15 protein-coding genes are annotated in these 16,912 nt (G+C 72.3%); 6 read left to right on the forward strand and 9 right to left on the reverse strand.

The genetic code is table 11. The annotated features are described in order from the left end of the window. Nucleotides 1-49 precede the first annotated feature (49 nt). Both ABGB10_RS29310 and ABGB10_RS29315 read right to left on the reverse strand, forming a co-directional pair. A complete protein-coding gene (locus tag ABGB10_RS29310) occupies nucleotides 50-2,218 on the reverse strand; it encodes a chromosome partitioning protein (RefSeq protein ID WP_347664225.1) in 2,169 nt (722 codons plus the stop codon). 93 nt (nucleotides 2,219-2,311) lie between these two features. After that, the gene (locus ABGB10_RS29315; RefSeq protein WP_347664226.1) at nucleotides 2,312-3,385 is read right to left on the reverse strand and encodes a hypothetical protein; all 1,074 of its coding nucleotides are present in this window, start codon (nucleotides 3,383-3,385) and stop codon (nucleotides 2,312-2,314) included. 124 nt (nucleotides 3,386-3,509) lie between these two features. Between ABGB10_RS29315 and ABGB10_RS29320 the strand changes: the two genes are divergently transcribed. The 3 genes from ABGB10_RS29320 to purD all read left to right on the forward strand — a co-directional run bounded on the left by ABGB10_RS29320 (nucleotide 3,510) and on the right by purD (nucleotide 7,260). After that, nucleotides 3,510-4,799, forward strand: coding sequence for an adenylosuccinate synthase (locus ABGB10_RS29320; protein ID WP_347664227.1), 1,290 nt, complete (start codon nucleotides 3,510-3,512; stop codon nucleotides 4,797-4,799). 174 nt (nucleotides 4,800-4,973) lie between these two features. Beyond that, entirely contained in the window at nucleotides 4,974-5,909 is a 936-nt protein-coding gene (locus ABGB10_RS29325) for a type IV toxin-antitoxin system AbiEi family antitoxin domain-containing protein (RefSeq protein ID WP_347664228.1), read from the forward strand. Nucleotides 5,910-5,994: 85 nt separating this feature from the next. Further along, a complete protein-coding gene (gene purD / locus ABGB10_RS29330) occupies nucleotides 5,995-7,260 on the forward strand; it encodes a phosphoribosylamine--glycine ligase (RefSeq protein WP_347664229.1) in 1,266 nt (421 codons plus the stop codon). Here the strand turns inward: purD and ABGB10_RS29335 are convergent. From ABGB10_RS29335 to ABGB10_RS29345, 3 genes are all read right to left on the reverse strand, one after another. After that, a complete protein-coding gene (locus tag ABGB10_RS29335; RefSeq protein WP_347664230.1) occupies nucleotides 7,251-8,813 on the reverse strand; it encodes an AMP-binding protein in 1,563 nt (520 codons plus the stop codon). The genes purD and ABGB10_RS29335 overlap by 10 nt on opposite strands. Nucleotides 8,814-9,006: 193 nt before the next feature. Continuing rightward, nucleotides 9,007-10,221 (reverse strand): acyl-CoA dehydrogenase family protein, encoded by a 1,215-nt coding sequence (locus tag ABGB10_RS29340; RefSeq protein ID WP_347664231.1) that lies wholly within the window; start codon nucleotides 10,219-10,221, stop codon nucleotides 9,007-9,009. A 1-nt stretch (nucleotide 10,222) separates the two neighbouring features. Beyond that, entirely contained in the window at nucleotides 10,223-10,675 is a 453-nt protein-coding gene (locus ABGB10_RS29345; RefSeq protein ID WP_347664232.1) for an SCP2 sterol-binding domain-containing protein, read from the reverse strand. Nucleotides 10,676-10,743: 68 nt separating this feature from the next. Here ABGB10_RS29345 and ABGB10_RS29350 point away from each other — a divergent pair, with 68 nt between their 5' ends. Then, nucleotides 10,744-11,382 (forward strand): TetR/AcrR family transcriptional regulator, encoded by a 639-nt coding sequence (locus ABGB10_RS29350; RefSeq protein WP_347664233.1) that lies wholly within the window; start codon nucleotides 10,744-10,746, stop codon nucleotides 11,380-11,382. Between the two features lie 2 nt (nucleotides 11,383-11,384). On the opposite strand, the gene ABGB10_RS29355 is transcribed toward ABGB10_RS29350, so the two are convergent. Beyond that, entirely contained in the window at nucleotides 11,385-12,029 is a 645-nt protein-coding gene (locus ABGB10_RS29355; protein WP_347664234.1) for a DedA family protein, read from the reverse strand. A 170-nt stretch (nucleotides 12,030-12,199) separates the two neighbouring features. Here ABGB10_RS29355 and ABGB10_RS29360 point away from each other — a divergent pair, with 170 nt between their 5' ends. Both ABGB10_RS29360 and ABGB10_RS29365 read left to right on the forward strand, forming a co-directional pair. Next, nucleotides 12,200-13,351: a histidine kinase gene (locus tag ABGB10_RS29360; protein ID WP_347664235.1), complete on the forward strand. Its 1,152-nt coding sequence runs from the start codon at nucleotides 12,200-12,202 to the stop codon at nucleotides 13,349-13,351. Beyond that, complete coding sequence (locus tag ABGB10_RS29365) at nucleotides 13,348-13,989, forward strand: response regulator transcription factor (protein WP_347664236.1); 642 nt, start codon at nucleotides 13,348-13,350, stop codon at nucleotides 13,987-13,989. The genes ABGB10_RS29360 and ABGB10_RS29365 overlap by 4 nt, the downstream gene beginning before the upstream one ends. Before the next feature lie 12 nt (nucleotides 13,990-14,001). Here ABGB10_RS29365 and ABGB10_RS29370 read toward each other — a convergent pair whose 3' ends face one another. The 3 genes from ABGB10_RS29370 to ABGB10_RS29380 form a co-directional block, all read right to left on the reverse strand. Beyond that, the gene (locus ABGB10_RS29370) at nucleotides 14,002-14,622 is read right to left on the reverse strand and encodes a DedA family protein (RefSeq protein ID WP_347664237.1); all 621 of its coding nucleotides are present in this window, start codon (nucleotides 14,620-14,622) and stop codon (nucleotides 14,002-14,004) included. A gap of 70 nt (nucleotides 14,623-14,692) precedes the next feature. Then, entirely contained in the window at nucleotides 14,693-15,955 is a 1,263-nt protein-coding gene (locus ABGB10_RS29375; RefSeq protein ID WP_347664238.1) for an adenylosuccinate synthetase, read from the reverse strand. Next, on the reverse strand, nucleotides 15,952-16,911 hold the full coding sequence (locus ABGB10_RS29380; RefSeq protein ID WP_347664239.1) for a hypothetical protein: 960 nt from the start codon (nucleotides 16,909-16,911) through the stop codon (nucleotides 15,952-15,954). The genes ABGB10_RS29375 and ABGB10_RS29380 overlap by 4 nt, the downstream gene beginning before the upstream one ends. Nucleotide 16,912: the final 1 nt, after the last annotated feature.

A 16,912-nucleotide genomic window follows, 5' to 3' on the forward strand; every position in this document is an offset into this window, starting at 1 on the left:
TCGTCGTCCGGGCCCGCCGCAGGCCGGCCAGGGGCTGTGACGCCGGGCCCTACAGCCCTTCGGCAACCGCCGCGGCGATCTTCAGCCAGGCGTCCCGGGTGGCGGAGGAGAGCCCGCCGTAACGGATCGGCTCGCCCGTGTCGATGAGGCGTTCGTAGGGGGCCAGCAGCACCGCCCGGGTACGGGCCGCGAAGTGCTCCTGGATGGCTGGTAGGTCGATCTCCTTGCGGGACGGCGGCATGGACACCACCGTCACGGCCTGGCGGACCAGTCGTTGCCGGCCGCTCTGCTCCAGGTGGTCGAGCATCCGGGCGGCGGTCTCCGCCGAGTCGTTACGGGCCGACATGGTGACCACCAACTGGTCGGTGGCGTCCATCGAGGCCTGCCAGTTCTGTGCCCGGACGTTGTTCCCGGTGTCCACGAAGATCAACTTGTAGAACCGGCTGACCACCTCGCGGATCTCGGCGAACGCGGCAGCGGTCAACATCTCGCCACCCGTGGCCGACTCGTCCGAGGCCAGGACGTCGAACATCCCCTCGCCCTGCGAGCGCACGTACTGCGACAGGTCGCCGACCCGCCCGTGCGCGCCCTGGAACTGCCCGAGGTCACGCAGCATGTCCCGGACCGTGCGGGAGTGGAAGTCCTGCTGGGCGCGCATCCCCAGGGTGCCCTGGGTCTCGTTGTTGTCCCAGGCCAGCACGTAACCGCCGCGCTTCTGGCCGAACGTCATCGCAAGCAGCAGGATGGCCACCGTCTTGCCGGCACCGCCCTTCGGATTGACCACGGTCACCTGCCGCAGCCCGCCGAAGTTGCGGCGCACCATCTCGATGTCCCGCTTGAGCTCCTGCTCGTGCCGGCCCGGGGAGAGCCGGAGCAGCCCCATCTTGTTGACCACCGCGCGTACACCCATGGTCGCGACCGGGTCGGCGGGCCGCACCTGCCGGCGTCGGCTGAAGTCCTCGGCGGTCGGCACCGGCGTGGACTCCGGAGTCCAGCTCGCGTCCGGGTAACCGGTGGCGTCCGGGTATCCGGTGGCCGGCACCCGGGTCACCCCCTCGGCCTCCTGGTAGGGCTGACCAGGCGGGACACCGGGCGTGCCCTGCTGCCACGGCGGCGGGTACCAACCAGGGGAGGGTGGGTACGGCCCGGGCGGCGCGGCCGGCTGAGGAGCCTGCTGCGGCGGGTTGCCGAACTGCGTCAGGTCGGGCGGGGGCGGGATCGACGCCGGGCTGACCTGACCAGGGATCGCCGGGCCGACCGACGGTCCGGCCGGACCGGGGCCGGCCTGCGCGACGCCGGAGTGTGGCCCCGGCGGAGCGGGGATCGGGGGCGTCGCCGCGGCCTCGTCGTGGGCCGGTGCCCCCGCTGGGCGTTGCGGCGGGTACGCCCACGGCGACTCGTTGGCCGGCCGTGCCGCCGCACCGGCGGACGCGTCGTCCCCGTTGCCGTCAGCCGAGGGCGTCGGCGCGGAGTCTGCCGGCGCGGGATCTACAGCGCTGCCGCGGCCGGTGGGCGTGGCAGCCCCCGTAGGGCGGTCGGTGGGCGTGCCAGCCGCGGTGGGGCGGTCCAGGGTGAAGGGCAGGTCCAGGTCGACGCCGCCCGGGGTGCTCGGCGGGGCGGGGACGGCGGCCGTGCCGCGATCACCGGTCGGCACCTGCGCCACTCCGGCCGCGGTGCCCGTCGACTCGGGTCGGCTGTCCGGCGCGAAGGCCGTGGTCGGTGTCGCCGTGCCCGCGGCAACCCCGTTGCCGCCCGGGACGACGTTGTTCGCGGGAGGGTCGCCCGCCTGCGGCGTGCCGGTCGCGGGCGGACCGGGTGGCGTCGACGCGGCGGTCGGATCGGCCGGTGGCGGCCAACTCGGCTGCGCTGGCGCCCATGCAGACCCGGCGCCGGACGCGCCGCTGGCCCCCCAGGCCCCGGGCGGTGGGACGGCGCCGCTGAGCGACGGGTAGTCGGACGGGGACGGGGGTGGCAGCGGCGCTGCCCCGGGCTGGCCGGGGACCGGAGGCCGGCTGATCGGCGGCGCGGCCACCGGCGGTGTCACCGGCCCGGACGCGACCGGCGGCGGCGCGCTGCGCTGCTCGGCGACCGCCGCCCACGGCGGTACGACCTTCCCCGCGCCCTGGTCGGTCGGATCCGGTGGCCAGAGTGGTTCGATGTCCCGCTCCGGCGCCGGCTGCTGGCCGTGCACCTGTGCCCGGTCGGCGTTCTCGTCCATTACGGCCCTCCCCAGTCCTCCTGCGAGGATAGGCGCAACCACCCACGGAGGGCGGTCGGCGCAGCCGAGGTCGGCCGCTCCACACGGCCGAGGTCAGCTCGACCAGACTGCCCAGGCGCCCGGCTCGACCCACCAGGAACGCTTCCGGGTCAGCTCGCCCTCGACACCATCGTCGAGGTACGGCACCTTCCCCTCCCGTGGCAGCACCGAAACCGCCCGGCCGCGGGCCCGCCGGACTTCGAGGCGTACCCGCTTGCGGCCCAACGCCGAGCGGACGACCACCGGCACGGCGACCGCGACCTCGATCTGGCCGTCGGCCGGGTCCGGCGCGGTCAGCAGCGTCACGTCGTCGAGCGTCGCGTACCCGCCGGCGTTGCCGACCGCACACGCCAGCAGCGGTTCGTCACCGTCGGTGAGGATGGTGTCGTCCACCTCCACCCGGGCGCGCCACTGCAACGGCCGGCCGGCGTCGTCGGCTGCGCCGAGCAGCGCGCCGTCCAGCGTCACCGAACCAGCGTCGTTGCGCAGCAGATCCAGTCGGCGCGGCGTGCCGTCCAACACCGCGGCGGCCACCGCCGCCGGGTCACGGGGCAGCCCGAGCTGCGCGGCCAGGTCCCGCTGGGTGCCACCACGGGCCGGATCGAGCGGGAGTACGGCCACCGGGGGCAGGTCGGGCAGGGTCCGGTCGCCGGGCAGATCCGCCGGACGCCGGCTCGGCGCTGGGGCGTACCGCCGCACCAGCCGGCGCAGCACGGCCCGCAGCTGCCCGTCGCTGGCCGTCGCGACGACCAGTCGGGTCTTGCCGTCCGGATCCGGCCAGGTCAGCCCGTCGGGGCGGGCCGGACCGTCGAGCCGGGCCAACACCGCGTCGATCTCCGCATCGGAACGGGCGGTGACCATCTCCACCCGGGCACCCCGCGTGTTCAGCGCATCGGCGCAGGCCAGCACCGGCACCCGTGGGCGCTCGGTGGTGCAGCGCTCGGTGTCACCGTCGACCTGGTCGGTGTCGACCTGGTCGGTGTCGACCTGGCTGGTCGGGCTGGTGTCGGTCTGGCTGGTCGGGGCGGTGTCGGTCTCGGCCGCACCGCCGCAGCAGGCCCCTCCGCTGCCACAGCCCCCGGGAGCATCCCGCTCCGAACCGAGGGTGAGCAGCACCACGTCGTACACGGAAGGAGCCTCCTGCCTCTCGACGTGACCCCTGCCGGCCGCGCCGTTACTACTTGTTAACCTGACACCCCGGGCTCGCCAACCGGTCGCCACCTGGCACCCGAGCCTTCTGGAGGCGGAAAAGATGCCAGCGATCGTGCTCCTCGGCGCCCAGTGGGGCGACGAGGGCAAGGGCAAGGTTACCGACCTGCTGGGTGAGCGGGTCGACTACGTCGTGCGCTACTCCGGCGGCAACAACGCCGGGCACACGGTGATCACCCCGGACGGCCAGAAGTACGCACTGCACCTGATGCCCTCCGGAGCGCTCTCACCGAACGCGATGATCGTCATCGGCAACGGTGTGGTGGTCGATCCGAAGGTGCTGCTCGCCGAGATCGACGGCCTGGCCGAACGCGGCGTCGACGTGTCGCGGCTCCGGATCTCCGGCGACGCGCACCTGATCATGCCGCACCACCGGGCGTTGGACCGGGTGATCGAGCGCTACCTCGGCTCGTCCCGGATCGGCACCACCGGTCGGGGCATCGGCCCCGCGTACGGTGACAAGGTCGCCCGGATCGGGATCCGACTGCAGGACCTGCTCGACCCGGGCATCCTGCGCAAGAAGCTGGAACTCGCCCTGCGCGAGAAGAACCAGATCCTGTTCAAGGTCTACAACCGCAAGGCGATCGACCTTGAGGCGACCGTCGAGGAGTACCTGGAGTACGCGGAGCGGCTCAAGCCGTACATCGCGGAGACCCGGGCGATGCTCTGGAACGCCCTGGACCAGGGTGAGACGGTGCTGCTGGAGGGCGCACAGGCCACCATGCTCGACATGGACCACGGCACGTACCCCTTCGTGACCTCGTCCAACCCGACCGCCGGTGGTGCCTGCGTGGGCGCCGGCATCCCGCCGACCGCGATCAGCAAGGTGATCGCGGTGAGCAAGGCGTACACGACCCGGGTCGGTGCGGGGCCGTTCCCGACCGAGCTGTTCGACGCCAACGGTGACCACCTGCGCAAGATCGGTGCCGAGTACGGCACGACCACCGGACGGGAACGCCGGTGCGGGTGGTTCGACGCGGTCGTCGCCCGGTACGCCTGCCGCCTCAACGGCGTCACCGACCTGGTCATCACCAAGCTGGACGTGCTCACCGGCATGCCCAAGGTGCCGATCTGCGTCGGCTATGAGATCAACGGCGTGCGGGTCGACGACATGCCGATGAGCCAGACGGACTTCCACCACGCCAAGCCGGTCTACGAGGAACTCGACGGCTGGTGGGAGGACATCACCAAGGCCCGCAGCGCCGAGGACCTGCCGGAGAACGCCCGCCGCTACATCGCGCGGATCGAAGAACTCTGCAACACCAAGGTGAGCGTCGTAGGCGTAGGCCCCGGCCGAGACGAAAACGTCATCCTGAACCCCCTCCTCCCCTAACCTCTCCGGCCCCTGTGGTTGATCACCCTCCGCCTCGGTGATCATGGGGTTGACGGGGTATTCGATCTACAATGGTCCCGTTAACTCCATGATCACCGAGGCGCGGGCACACTGCTGTCCACAGGGTTATCCACAGGTCTGGTGGTTGGCTGGTGGAGCGGTCAGCGTGGGCTTGTGGATCGTGCAGAGATTGTTCGCTCGATTGCTGCCGGGCAGGATGACCTGATCACCCGAGCGCAGGCGCTGAACGCCGGCTTCAGCCGGCACGACATCGACCATCTGGTGGCCGTAGGCCGTTGGCGACCACTCGCGCGAGCGGTCTATCTGACTCGCTGCCGGCACGGTGAATCACCTGCTCGTCGGTGTCGCGTTCGTGCCGCCGTGCTCTCGCTGGGCCCGGATGCTCATGCAGTGTTCGGCACCGCAGCTGAGTTGTACGGCATCGCCGGACTGCCGCGTCGGGACGAGATTCATGTGGCGCTGCCGGGCAGGGCAGCAAAGCTGGCGCGGCTTTCGGATCCCGCGATCGTGCTGCACCAGCTCGAACACCCTCCGGGCACGGTGGTCCGGGTGAACGGGATCGCGGCTACCGAGCCACGGCTTACCGTTTCCGAGATCATCCTGCGGGAGCGCCGGTACGCGGCGGTCTCGGTGCTCGACTCCGCCCTCAGCCGGGGGCTACTCACGCCCGAATGTCTGGCAACCATTCCGGCGCTGATTCGAGGTCGGCGCGGTGCGGTCGCCGCACGCGGCTACCTCGCCGAGGCGGATGGCCGGGCGCAGTCGCCACTGGAGACCCGCTCGCGGCTGCGATGCGTTGACGGGGGAGTTCCGCCAGATGCGCTACAGCTGGAAGTGCGTGACGACGACGGATATCTGCTCGGCATCGGCGACCTGGGTTGGCGTGGCGCAAGGGTGATCGCGGAGGCGGACGGCCGAGATGCGCACAGCACCCCAGAGGCTGCCTACGCCGACCGTCGTCGGCAGAACCGCCTGGTCAACGCCGGCTGGGCCATCCTCCGTTTCACCTGGCAGGACACCCTTCAGCCCGACTACATCCCCCACACGGTCCGTGAGGCGATCGCAGCCCTTCACCCCCGTCGATCATGAGGTTGACGGGCTAGTGGATCAATACTTAGGCCGTCAACCTCATGATCAACGGGAGGGCACGGAAGGGGGCAGTAGGATGCCGGGCGTGCGGGTTCTTTTGGTGGGTGGTGGCGGGCGGGAGCATGCGCTTGCGCTCGGGCTGGTGGCGGATTCGGGTGTCTCTGCGCTGATTGCCGCGCCGGGCAATCCGGGGATCGCTTCGCTTGCTGAGCTGCGGACGGTGACTCCGACAGATCCGGCGGCGGTGGCGGCGTTGGCCGTGGAGACCGCAGCTGACCTGGTGGTGATCGGGCCGGAGGCGCCGCTGGTCGCCGGGGTGGCCGACGCGGTCCGTGCCAAGGGCATCGCTGTGTTCGGTCCGTCCGGCGCGGCCGCCCAGCTTGAGGGCTCGAAGGCGTTCGCCAAGGACGTGATGACCGCCGCCGGTGTGCCGACCGCCCGGGCGTACGTCTGCACGGACGACGAGAGCACCGCTCGGGCGTTGGACGAGTTCGGTGCCCCGTACGTGGTGAAGGACGACGGGCTCGCCGCCGGCAAGGGCGTGGTGGTGACCGACGACCGGTCGGCCGCGCTGGCGCACGCCCGCGAGTGTGGACGGGTCGTGGTCGAGGAGTTCCTCGACGGCCCGGAGGTCAGCCTCTTCGTGGTCACCGACGGTGAGGCGGCGTTGCCGCTGCTGCCGGCCCAGGACTTCAAGCGCCTCGGCGACGGCGACACCGGGCCGAACACCGGTGGCATGGGGGCGTACGCGCCGTTGGCCTGGGCCCCGTCGGGCCTGGTCGACGATGTCATGCGCGACGTGGTCCACCCGACGCTGGCGGAGATGCGCCGCCGGGGCACCCCGTTCGCCGGCCTGCTCTATGTCGGGCTCGCGATCACCACGGCCGGTCCTCGGGTGATCGAGTTCAACGCGCGCTTCGGCGACCCGGAGACCCAGGTGGTGCTCGCGCTGCTGGAGACCCCGCTGGGCGGGCTGCTGCACGCGGCTGCCACCGGCACGCTGGCCGAGCACCCGCCGCTGCGGTGGCGCGACGGCAGCGGGGTCACCGTGGTGCTCGCCTCCGAGGGTTACCCAGCCGCGCCGCGTACCGGCGATGTCATCACCGGCGCGGACCGGCCGGGCATCATCCACGCCGGCACCGCCCGCCGGGCCGGCGACGGCGCGTTGCTCTCCGCCGGCGGTCGGGTCCTCTGCGGTACGGCCGTCGGCGCCGACCTGGCCGGGGCGCGGGACGCCGCGTACGCGCTGGTGGACGGGGTGGAGTTGGCTGGCTCGCAGCACCGCACCGACATCGCCGCCGCCGCGATCGAGGGTCGGATCACCGTCCCCGGCGGGGCACCTCAGGCGTAGTAGCGGCGTAGTTCGCGGGCGAGCACCTTGCCGGTGGCGTTGCGGGGCAGGTATTTGACGTAGATCACGTCCCGGGGCACCGAGAAGCGTGCCAGGTAGTGCCGGACGTACTCGCGTACCGCCTCGGGGTCGAGCGTTTCGCCGGGGTGTAGGGCGAGGAACGCGGCCAGGCGCTGGCCGTACTCCGGGTCGGGCACTCCGATCACGGCCACTTCGCGGACCTGGGGCAGTTGGGCGAGCAGGTCCTCCACCTCGGAGGGGAAGACGTTCTCCCCACCGGAGACGATCATGTCGTCGGCCCGACCGTCGACGAAGAGCAGGCCGTCCGCGTTGAGCCGGCCGAGGTCGCCGGTGTCGAGCAGGCCGTCGTGGGTTTCCCGGCTGGTACCGGAGGTGTAGCCCTCGAAGAGCATCTCGTTGCCGACGAAGATCCGCCCGACCCGTCCGTGCGGCACCGGCTGGCCGTCGTCGTCGAGCATCTCCAGCCGGGTGCCGTGCGGTGGCCGACCGGCTGTGGTGGGTGCCTGGCGCAGGTCCTGCGGGCCGGCGATGGACGCCCAGGAGACCTCGGTGGAGCCGTAGAGGTTGTACAGGACGTCGCCGTAGGCGTCCATGAACTTCGGTGCGAGGCCGCCGGGCAGGGCCGAACCGCTGACCGCGACGACCTTGAGCGGGGGACGCGGGTCCGGCGGGGGCACCTCCATCAGCCGCTGCACCATCACGGGTACGGCGAACAGCGCGTCGCACCGGTGCGCCGTCAGGGCGGCGAGCGTGGCGGCGGGATCGAAGCGTCGGTGCAGCACGATGGTGGCCCGCAGTGCCAGGCACACCTGGAGGGCGGCGAATCCCCAGGTGTGGAAGATCGGCGCGGCGATCATCACCCGGTCCCGGGCGTGCAGGGGAATGCGGTCGATGATGGACACCAGCGGGCCGAAGCCGCTCGGTGTGGGCCGGCGGGCGCCCTTGGGCGTACCGGTGGTGCCGGAGGTGAGCACGATGATCCGGCCGTCGCGCTCCGGCGGGTGCAGGTCACCCGGCAGCGCTCCGGCGACCAGGTCCTCGCGGGCGCGTTCGTCGAGCCGGGGCAGTTCGGCGGGGAGACCGAGGACCCGCTCGGCGAACTCGTCGTCGTGCACCAACAGGCGCAACCGCTGTTCCTCGGCGACGGTGCCCAGTTGGGCCGCGGAGAGCCCGGTGTTGACCAGCACCGCGTCGACACCGAGCAGGGTGGCGGCGACGATCGTCTCGATCAGACCGTGGTGGTTGCGGCAGAGCACGCCGATCCGGTCACCCGTCTGCACGCCGAGCCCGGCCCGCATCGACCGGGCCATCCGTTCCGCCCGGTCGAGCAGGTCGTGGTAGGTCAGTTCGACGCCGTCCTCGTCGATGACCGCAGTTCGGCCGGGGTCCCGGGCAGCCGCCTGACGCAACTCGCCCGCCAGGCTCCATCCCCACGTACGCAGGGCGTTGAGCTGGGAGGCGACCCGGATCGGGCTGCCGGGGGTCAGCAGTCCGCGACGGGTCAGCGTGGCGACGACGAACGGCAGGTCCATGCCGCAGACCTCCTAGGGGTGGTGCGCGGACGGGCAGCGGCCTGCCCGTCCATCAGGGCTTCTTTCCTTGATCATGCACTGGGCGCGGCTGAAGGCCCAGTTGGCGTCGGCGCGGGGTGACGAAGACGGCACGGATCGTGGAATCCGGGCCGCCGCCGGCCTGACCCGTGGAAAGGGGCCGGGCCGGCGGCGCTCAGCGGATCTGCATCCCGGAGATCGCCCGGGAGATGACCAGTCGTTGGATCTCGGAGGTGCCCTCGAAGATGGTGTAGATCTTGGCGTCCCGGTACCAGCGTTCGACCGGGTGGTCGCGCAGGAAACCGGCGCCGCCGAGCAGCTGCACCGCCTTCTCGGTGACCGACACCGCCACCTCGCCGGCCTTGAGCTTGGACATCGAACCCTCGCCCGCGGTGAACGGCCGGTTGTTGCGGCCCATCCACGAGGCCCGCCAGACCAGCAGCCGCGCCGCGTCGATCTCCATCCGCATGTCGGCCAGCGCGAACGCGACCGCCTGGTTCTCGATGATCGGGCGTCCGAACTGGACCCGGTCCTTCGCGTAGTCCAGGGAGTATTCGTAGGCGGCCCGGGCCACGCCGAGCGCCTGCGCGCCGACTGTCGGTCGGGACAGTTCGAAGGTGCGCATGGCGGCCTGTCCGGTGGCCCGTTGCCCGGAGCGGGCGCGGGCCAACCGCTCGTCAAGGGCGTCCTTGCCGCCGAGCAGGCAGCGGCCGGGCACGCGTACCCCGTCGAGGAAGACGTCGGCGGTGTGGGACGCGCGGAGGCCGAGTTTGCGCAGCTTGCGGGTGGCGGCCAGGCCGGGGGTGCCGGGCGGTACGACGAACGCCGCCTGGCCCCGGGAGCCGAGCGTGGGGTCGACCGAGGCGGTGACCACGTGCACGCCGGCGATTCCGCCGTTGGTGGCGTACGCCTTCTGGCCGGTCAGCACCCACTCGTCGGTGGCCTCGTCGTAGACGGCGCGGGTGCGCATCGCGCCGACGTCGGAGCCGGCCTCCGGCTCGCTGGTGCAGAACGCGGCGACGGCCGGCGAGTCGGCGTCGCCGAAGCACTGCGGCACCCACTCGACCATCTGGTCCGGGGTGCCGGCGCCGTAGATGGCGGCGACGGCGAGCGAGGTGCCGAAGATGGAGAGGCCGATGCCGGCATCACCCCAGAAGAGCTCCTCGCTGGCGATCGGCAGGGAGAGCCCGGTCGGGTCGGCCCAGCAGGTGGCGAGGAACTCGAAGCCGTAGAGGCCGACCTTGGCGGCTTCCTGGATCACCGGCCACGGGGTGTCCTCGCGCTCGTCCCACTCGGCGGCGGCCGGGCGCACGACCTCGGCGGCAAAGCCGTGCACCCAGTCGCGTAGATCCCGCTGTTCCTCGTTCAGGTCGAGCGAGAACTCAGCCATGTCAGGCCTTGGGGATGTCGAACAGGTTGGCGATGTTGGCGGCGAGGCCGAGGTCGCCCTTCGCCTTCAGCTTGCCGGTCATGAACATCATCACCGGGTTGGCGCCACCGGAGACGATCTTCAGGAACTCGACCGGGCCCATGGTCAGGCTCAGCTTCGGGTCATGCTGCGGGGTCTCGTTCACGACGCACGTGCCGTCGGCGATGACCACCTCGTAGGTGTCGCTGCCGCCGTCGGGGCGGCCGGTGATGACCCAGTGGATGACCGCGTTGGTCGAGCCGGCCCGGTCCGCGCGGAACAGCGACGGCATCCGGCCGAACACCTCGCCCAGGACCTTGTCGCGCAGGTCACCGGACATCATCTGGGCGATCTTGTCATCCGGGGTGGACTTGACCAGCTGGGCGAACTCCTTGGGGCCGACGTTGGCGAAGGTGGCCGGGTCGAAGTCAGTCATCAGGTGCGCCTTCCGGAAGAATTGGCTACTGGCGCGTAACCCTACGCACGAGTAGGTATGCTCGCAAGGTGTCCACCCCTCCCGCCTTCAAGCGCCTGCCACGCGCCGTGCGCGAGCAACAGATGCTCGACGCGGCCGTGAAGGTCTTCTCCCGGCGCGGCTTCCACGCCGCCAGCATGGACGAGATCGCGGAGGACGCCGGCATCTCCAAGCCCATGGTGTACGCGTACCTCGGCACCAAGGAGGAGCTCTTCGTCGCCTGCCTGCACCGGGAGGGCACCCGGATGATGCAGGCTATCGCCGGGGCCGCAGCCCCCGACCTGCCCGCCGACGAGCGACTCTGGCGGGGGCTGAGGGCCTTCTTCGGCTTCGTCGGCGCACACCGGGACGGCTGGGCGGTGCTCTACCGGCAGGCCCGGGGCGAGCAGCCGTTCGCCGGTGAGTTGGCCACCATGCGCGCCCGGCTGGTCGAGGTGGTCGCCGGGATGCTCGACCACGCGCTCCGCGCCGAGGGCCGGGAGATCGCGCCCACCGACCTGGAGGTCGTCGCGTACGCCCTGGTCGGCGCGACGGAGTCACTGGCCGACTGGCTCGCGGACCACCCGGAGGCCGACCCGGAGAAGACGGCCACCCGGATGATGAACGTGGCGTGGCTCGGTGCCGCCCAGCTCCTGCACGGCGTCACCTGGTGTCCGCCGGCCGACTGACATCACCCCACAGGCGTCCGGTCCACCGGATCAGCCGTCGCCGTCGGCTGGGCTGACCGACGGCGGTTGCCGAGCCAGCGGGCCACCTCGACGACCACCGTCACCGTCAGGGCGAGGCCCAGACCGAGCAGGAGACCACGCAGGGGATCCTGCTCGAACGCCAGCCCGCCGACGTAGCCGACCAGCGCCGAGTAGAGCCCCCACGAGCCGGCGGCGAGCGCGTCGAAGGCCAGGAACCGCCGCCGGGGAAAATGCACCGCGCCCATGGTGAGGGTGACCGCAGTCCGGCCGCCCGGCACGTAGCGGGCCACAGTCAGGATCAGGCCACCGCGCGTCGCGATCCCTCGACGGGCCCAGTCGATGGCCCTGCGGCGCCGGCCGTCGGGCGGCAGCCGGTCGAGCAGTCGCGCTCCACCGCCCCGACCGATGGCGTACGAGATGTGATCGCCGACGAGTGCCCCGGCGGCGGCCACCAGGATGACCGCGGGCAGGTACGGCGCTCCCGAGGCGGCGAACACCCCGGCAGTGATCACTGCCGTCTCGCTCGGCACCACCGGAAAGAAGCCGTCGAGCACCGCGATGGCGAAGATCGCCAGGTACACCCAGGGCGAGGACATCGTGTCGTGCAGCAGGTCCAGCAGATCCATGGTCCCGATGCTGGTGCGCCCGGCGGCTTCCGCCATCGGCCAGTGGTCAGGTGGGCGGCACTACTTAGGTAGTGACCGGCCCGGACGACGGATAGGGGTCTTCCCCCACCACACCCCGGTCTGAGGGCGCGGGGCGACCGGGTTCGTCCGTGGAGCCCTACGCTCGCGGTGTGGTCTCCAGCAGCACCGCTCCTCGGCGGGTCGTCCAGCGCTACGGGCTGCTGCTGCTCGCCGTCGCGGTCGCCGCCGCCGTCTGGGCCAGCGCGACCGGTGACATCGGTGTCCGCTCGCCGCTGCCCGGGGCGGCCGTGCTGTTGCTCGCGGTGTTCTCGGGTTGGGCCGCCAGCACGATCCGGACCCGCCGCTGGCCCCTGTTCCTGGCTGCGGCGTTCGGCTGGCTGGTGCTCGCCGCCGCGGCGGCCGGGGTGATCGCCTCCTATCAGGCGGGTCTGCGGCTGCGCGGTCGGTGGCTCGCCACCTATCTCGCCGGTGCCGCCGCGGTGCTCGCCGGTGGGGTCCTGGTCGGGCTGCAGGTGGGCGGCGTACGCCGGATGACCACCGCCAGCACCGGCAACGTGCTGCTGCTCGCGGCCTGTCTGGTCGGACTCCCGTTGGTCTTCGGCCTCTGGGTGCGGGCGCGCCGGGACACCCTCGCCGCTCTGCGGGACCGGGCCGAACGGTTGGAACGCGAGCAGGAGGCCCGCGCCGACCGGGTCCGCGCCGAGGAGCGGACCAGGATCGCCCGGGAGATGCACGACGTGGTGGCGCACCGGGTCTCGTTGATGGTGGTGCACGCCGGTGCCCTGGAGGTGACCGCCGCGGACCCGGCAACCGTCGAGGCCGCCGCGCTGATCCGGACGACCGGCCGGCAGGCGCTCACCGACCTGCGTGAGGTGCTGGGTGTGCTGCGACAGGCCGAGGCGGCCGTGGTGCCGGAGCGAGGGCTCGACGCGCTCGACGAGCTGATCGGGGAGTCCCGTACCGCCGGTCTGCGGGTGTCCCGGCAGGACGAGGGTGTGCCGACCGCGCTGCCGACGACGCTGGGTCGCACCGCGTACCGGGTGGTCCGCGAGGCGTTGACAAACGTGCGCAAGCACGCGGCCGACGCCGAGACGGTCGTTGGTCTGCGCTACCTCCCCGACGGGCTGGAGGTGGTGGTGCGCAACGGTCCGTCGGTGGGCGGGCCGGAGCTGCCCGGTGCCGGGCAGGGGTTGCTCGGGCTGCGCGAGCGGGTGGAGCTGCTCGGCGGGCGGCTGGAGGCGACGCCCCTGGACGGCGGTTTCCTGGTCCGGGCACTGATCCCGCTGGCGGGCGTGGCGTGATCCGGGTGCTGGTGGTCGACGACGAGCAGCTCGTCCGTGCCGGGCTGCGGCTGATCCTGGAGGCGGCCGAGGACATCACAGTGGTCGGCGAGGCGGCGGACGGAGTCGACGCGCTGGAGCAGACCCACCGGTTACGCCCCGACGTGGTGCTGCTCGACGTGCGGATGCCGGGCGTCGACGGGCTGACCGTCGCGCCGGAGTTGGTCGCCGCCGGCCCGAAGGTGATCATGCTGACCACCTTCGACCTCGACGAGTACGTGCACCGGGCGCTGCGGGCCGGGGCGGTTGGCTTCCTGCTCAAGGACACCCCGCCCCGCGAGTTGGCCGCCGCCGTTCGGACGGTGGCGGCCGGGCACGCGATGCTCGCCCCGGCGGTGACCCGGCGGCTGATCAGCTCGTTCGCCGATCGTGGCCCCGCCCGACGGGACGCGGCTCGCCAGCGGCTCGTACCGCTCACCGCACGGGAGTTGGACATCGTGCGGGAGGTGGCGCGCGGGCACGGCAACGCGGAGATCGCCCGGCGGCTGACGATGAGCGAGGCCACCGTGAAGGCACATGTCAGCCGGGCGCTGGCGAAACTGCACGCGGGCAACCGGGTGCAACTGGCGATCCTGGTGCACGACGCCGACCTGCTGTGACGGGTGCGGCCGTCAGCGGCGGGAGGCGGCGTGTCGGTGGGCCCGGCGGCGCACCCAGCGGATCCCCTCCAGGCCGAAGGTGACGACCAGCGAGACCCCCACACCGACCAGAACGCCCTTTACGGGATCACGCTCGAAGGCCAGCCCGCCGAAGTAGCCGAGCAGCCCGCAGTACAGCGCCCAGGTGACCGCCGCGATGCTGTCGTACAGCAGAAATGACCGGCGGGGATAGCGCACCGCGCCCATGGTGAGGGTGACCGCGGTCCGGCCGCCCGGCACGTACCGGCTGGTCGTCAGGATGATGCCACCGCGCCGGTCCACGGCCCGGCGGGCCCATTCGGAGCCGGCCCGCCGCCGGCTGCCGTTGGGCAGACGGGCCAGTCGGTGTGCGCCGCCGCCCCGGCCGATGGCGTAGGAGATGTGGTCGCCGACCAGCGCGCCGATCGCGGCGCTGACGATCACCAGGGTCAGGCTGGGGTGACCGGCGCTGGCGGACAGCACCCCTGCGGTGATCACCGCCGCCTCGCCCGGCACCGCCGGGAAGAACGCGTCGATCGCGGTGAGCCCGAAGATCACCAGGTACACCCACGGCGATGTGACCGTCCCACGGAGGAGGTCGAGCAGGGCGTCCATGCCCCCATGCTCGCGGGGGACGAGCCGCCCGGTGGCCGAGTCGCCGGATCACCCGCCTTCGGCACCGGGGTCAGGCCGAGCGGGCCACGGCCGGTGCGCAGAGCAGAGCGCCGTGCGGGGTCTTGTCGTCGGCGGTGGGACCGTGCGAGGTCAGCACCACGGGCGTGCCCAGCTCCGCGCCGACCGCCTCCGCCCAGTCCGTCGGCGGGTCGTCGTAGAGCGGGCGGGAGCGCAGCAGACGGGCGGTGAGCGCGGCCTGTCTGTCCAGGTCACCGGGTGGGCCGGGGGTGAGGTGGTCGGTGGTGTCGTAGCGGCGGCAGATCCGCAGGTCGGGGCCGGCCAGGTCGAGGTGGGTCAACGCCAGGCCGTCGACCCCGCCGGCCGCGGTGAGGGCGTACCGGTGGGCGACCGCGTCGAAGTGGCCGAACCGGAACCGGCCCTGCCACGGGTTCGTCGGGTTGTGCGGATCGGCCAGTGGCAGGCTCGGGTCCTCGGTGACCAGCGGGCCGGCCCCGTGCCGGGTGGTCACCACCCGGAGCACGCCGATCCGGGTCGCGCCGCCGGGCAGACCCGCCTCGGCGAGCAGGCTGTCGGCGTTGGCGAACGTCGTGGTGCTCCACGTGGTGTACGGGTGGAAGCCGTGCCACTCGTCGAGCAGTACGCCCTGCGCGCCCTCGAAGACGCAGGTCCCGGAGCGCAGCGCCCCGGCGAGCCAGCTCCGGTCGACGATCGCGACCCGCCCGGCGAACCCGGTGTACGCGGGCAGGCAGTCCGCGACCGGCGGCGCGTCCAGCGGGCCGAGCTCGGCGGTCAACCGGTCCCGTAGGACGGTCAGCCGGTGGCGCAGCAGCGCTGGGCTGCGGCAGTCGGCGACCCGGGGCGCGTCGTCCGGGTGGGCGAGACCGTACGCGACGGCCTCGCCCACCCCGAGCCCGCAGGAGCCGTGCCGGTCGGCTCCCCGGGCGATCTCCCGGACCCGGTTGGCGGCCCGGTGGTACGGGGTGGCGAGCAGCGCCTCCCCGTCGACGGTCAGTCGGTCGAGCGCGTCGGTCACCCCCACCGTGGCGAGATGGTCGGCCTCGGCGGCCAGGGCCAGCGGGTCCACCACCACGTGCCGCGACAGGTGCGTACCGACACCGGGGTGGAACGTGCCGGCGCCGAACTGCGCGAACGTGTGGTGCCGCCCGTCGCGCAGCACGACGTTGTGTGCCGCCTGCGCGCCCCCGTTGAAGCGGACCACCGTGTGCACGGGACGGGTGGCGCAGAGCCAGTCCACCACCGTGCCCTTGCCGGCGTCGCCGTAGCCCAGGTCGACCACCGCCACGTGGTTCACAGCCGGGTCACCCCGCCAGCGGTGTCGCGGAACGTCGGGAGCGTCGACACCTCGGCCCGCCGCCCCTGGCCGAGGCGGGCCAGTGCCTTCGACACGGTGCCGGTGGCGTTGGAGCCGCTACGGTCCAGGTCCCGCAGGCCCTCGTCCAGGTCGATGGCCTGCTCACCGAGGCCGATGGTGAGTGCGATGGTCTCGCACACCGCGTCCAGGTCGTCGAGCACGACGGCGTTCTGCCCGAGCAGGTCCCGCCAGAAGTCGAGCACCGTGGCGTTGCCGGCGTAGTGGCTGCCGGCGGGGAGCAGGTAGTAGGTGTCCCAGCGGCGGGTCACCTCGTCCACGATCTGCCGCAGCGGCACGTCCTCGGCCAGGTCGTCGCCGATCAGCCGGGCCACCTCCCGGGCCTTCACCTGCTGGTACGCCAGCTCGTCGCCGATGATGAACAGGTAACCGCGCCGGCCGCGCTTGTCCCAGCTGTCGGTGCTGGTGTGCCGGGCCATGAAGTACATGGCCAGCTCGTACGACTCGGACATCTGCCCGCCGCCACCGCCCTCGAGGACGATCCGGCCGAGGTCGTCGTCCATCCGGTTGTCCGACTCGAACTGGCCGACCTGCAACGGCACCCCGTCGCAGGTGGCGTCGCCGATCGCGCCGAACATGATCTGCGGATCGCTGGCGTAGCCCTGCCGTTGCAGCAGTCCGAGCAGTTGCGGCAGCTTGGTCTGCAGGACGCGCGGCACCGTACGCATCGAGCCGGTCACGTCGAAGAGCACCGCGACGGGCGTCGACCGGGGGTGCTCGTCGGAGTCGCGGCTCTCGCGGGTCGCGTCGCGGGGGTCGAGCGCGGGGTGCACGGTGCGCGCCCCGCTGTCGCTGTAGGAGAAGGCGCTCTTGCCGGTGGACCGGCGGTAGCGGTCGGCGGCGTCGTACACGTCGGTGGACCAGATTCCACTGCCCATG

Source organism: Micromonospora sp. B9E7 (assembly GCF_039871815.1).
In the GTDB taxonomy this organism is placed as follows: Bacteria; Actinomycetota; Actinomycetes; order Mycobacteriales; family Micromonosporaceae; genus Micromonospora.

Coding starts and splice junctions, on each gene's coding strand:
- ABGB10_RS29310 (WP_347664225.1), bottom strand. CDS start 2,218: ATGGACGAGAACGCCGACCGGGCACAGGTGCACGGCCAGCAGCCGGCG.
- ABGB10_RS29320 (WP_347664227.1), top strand. CDS start 3,510: ATGCCAGCGATCGTGCTCCTCGGCGCCCAGTGGGGCGACGAGGGCAAG.
- ABGB10_RS29335 (WP_347664230.1), bottom strand. CDS start 8,813: ATGGACCTGCCGTTCGTCGTCGCCACGCTGACCCGTCGCGGACTGCTG.
- ABGB10_RS29340 (WP_347664231.1), bottom strand. CDS start 10,221: ATGGCTGAGTTCTCGCTCGACCTGAACGAGGAACAGCGGGATCTACGC.
- ABGB10_RS29345 (WP_347664232.1), bottom strand. CDS start 10,675: ATGACTGACTTCGACCCGGCCACCTTCGCCAACGTCGGCCCCAAGGAG.
- ABGB10_RS29355 (WP_347664234.1), bottom strand. CDS start 12,029: ATGGATCTGCTGGACCTGCTGCACGACACGATGTCCTCGCCCTGGGTG.
- ABGB10_RS29370 (WP_347664237.1), bottom strand. CDS start 14,622: ATGGACGCCCTGCTCGACCTCCTCCGTGGGACGGTCACATCGCCGTGG.
- ABGB10_RS29380 (WP_347664239.1), bottom strand. CDS start 16,911: ATGGGCAGTGGAATCTGGTCCACCGACGTGTACGACGCCGCCGACCGC.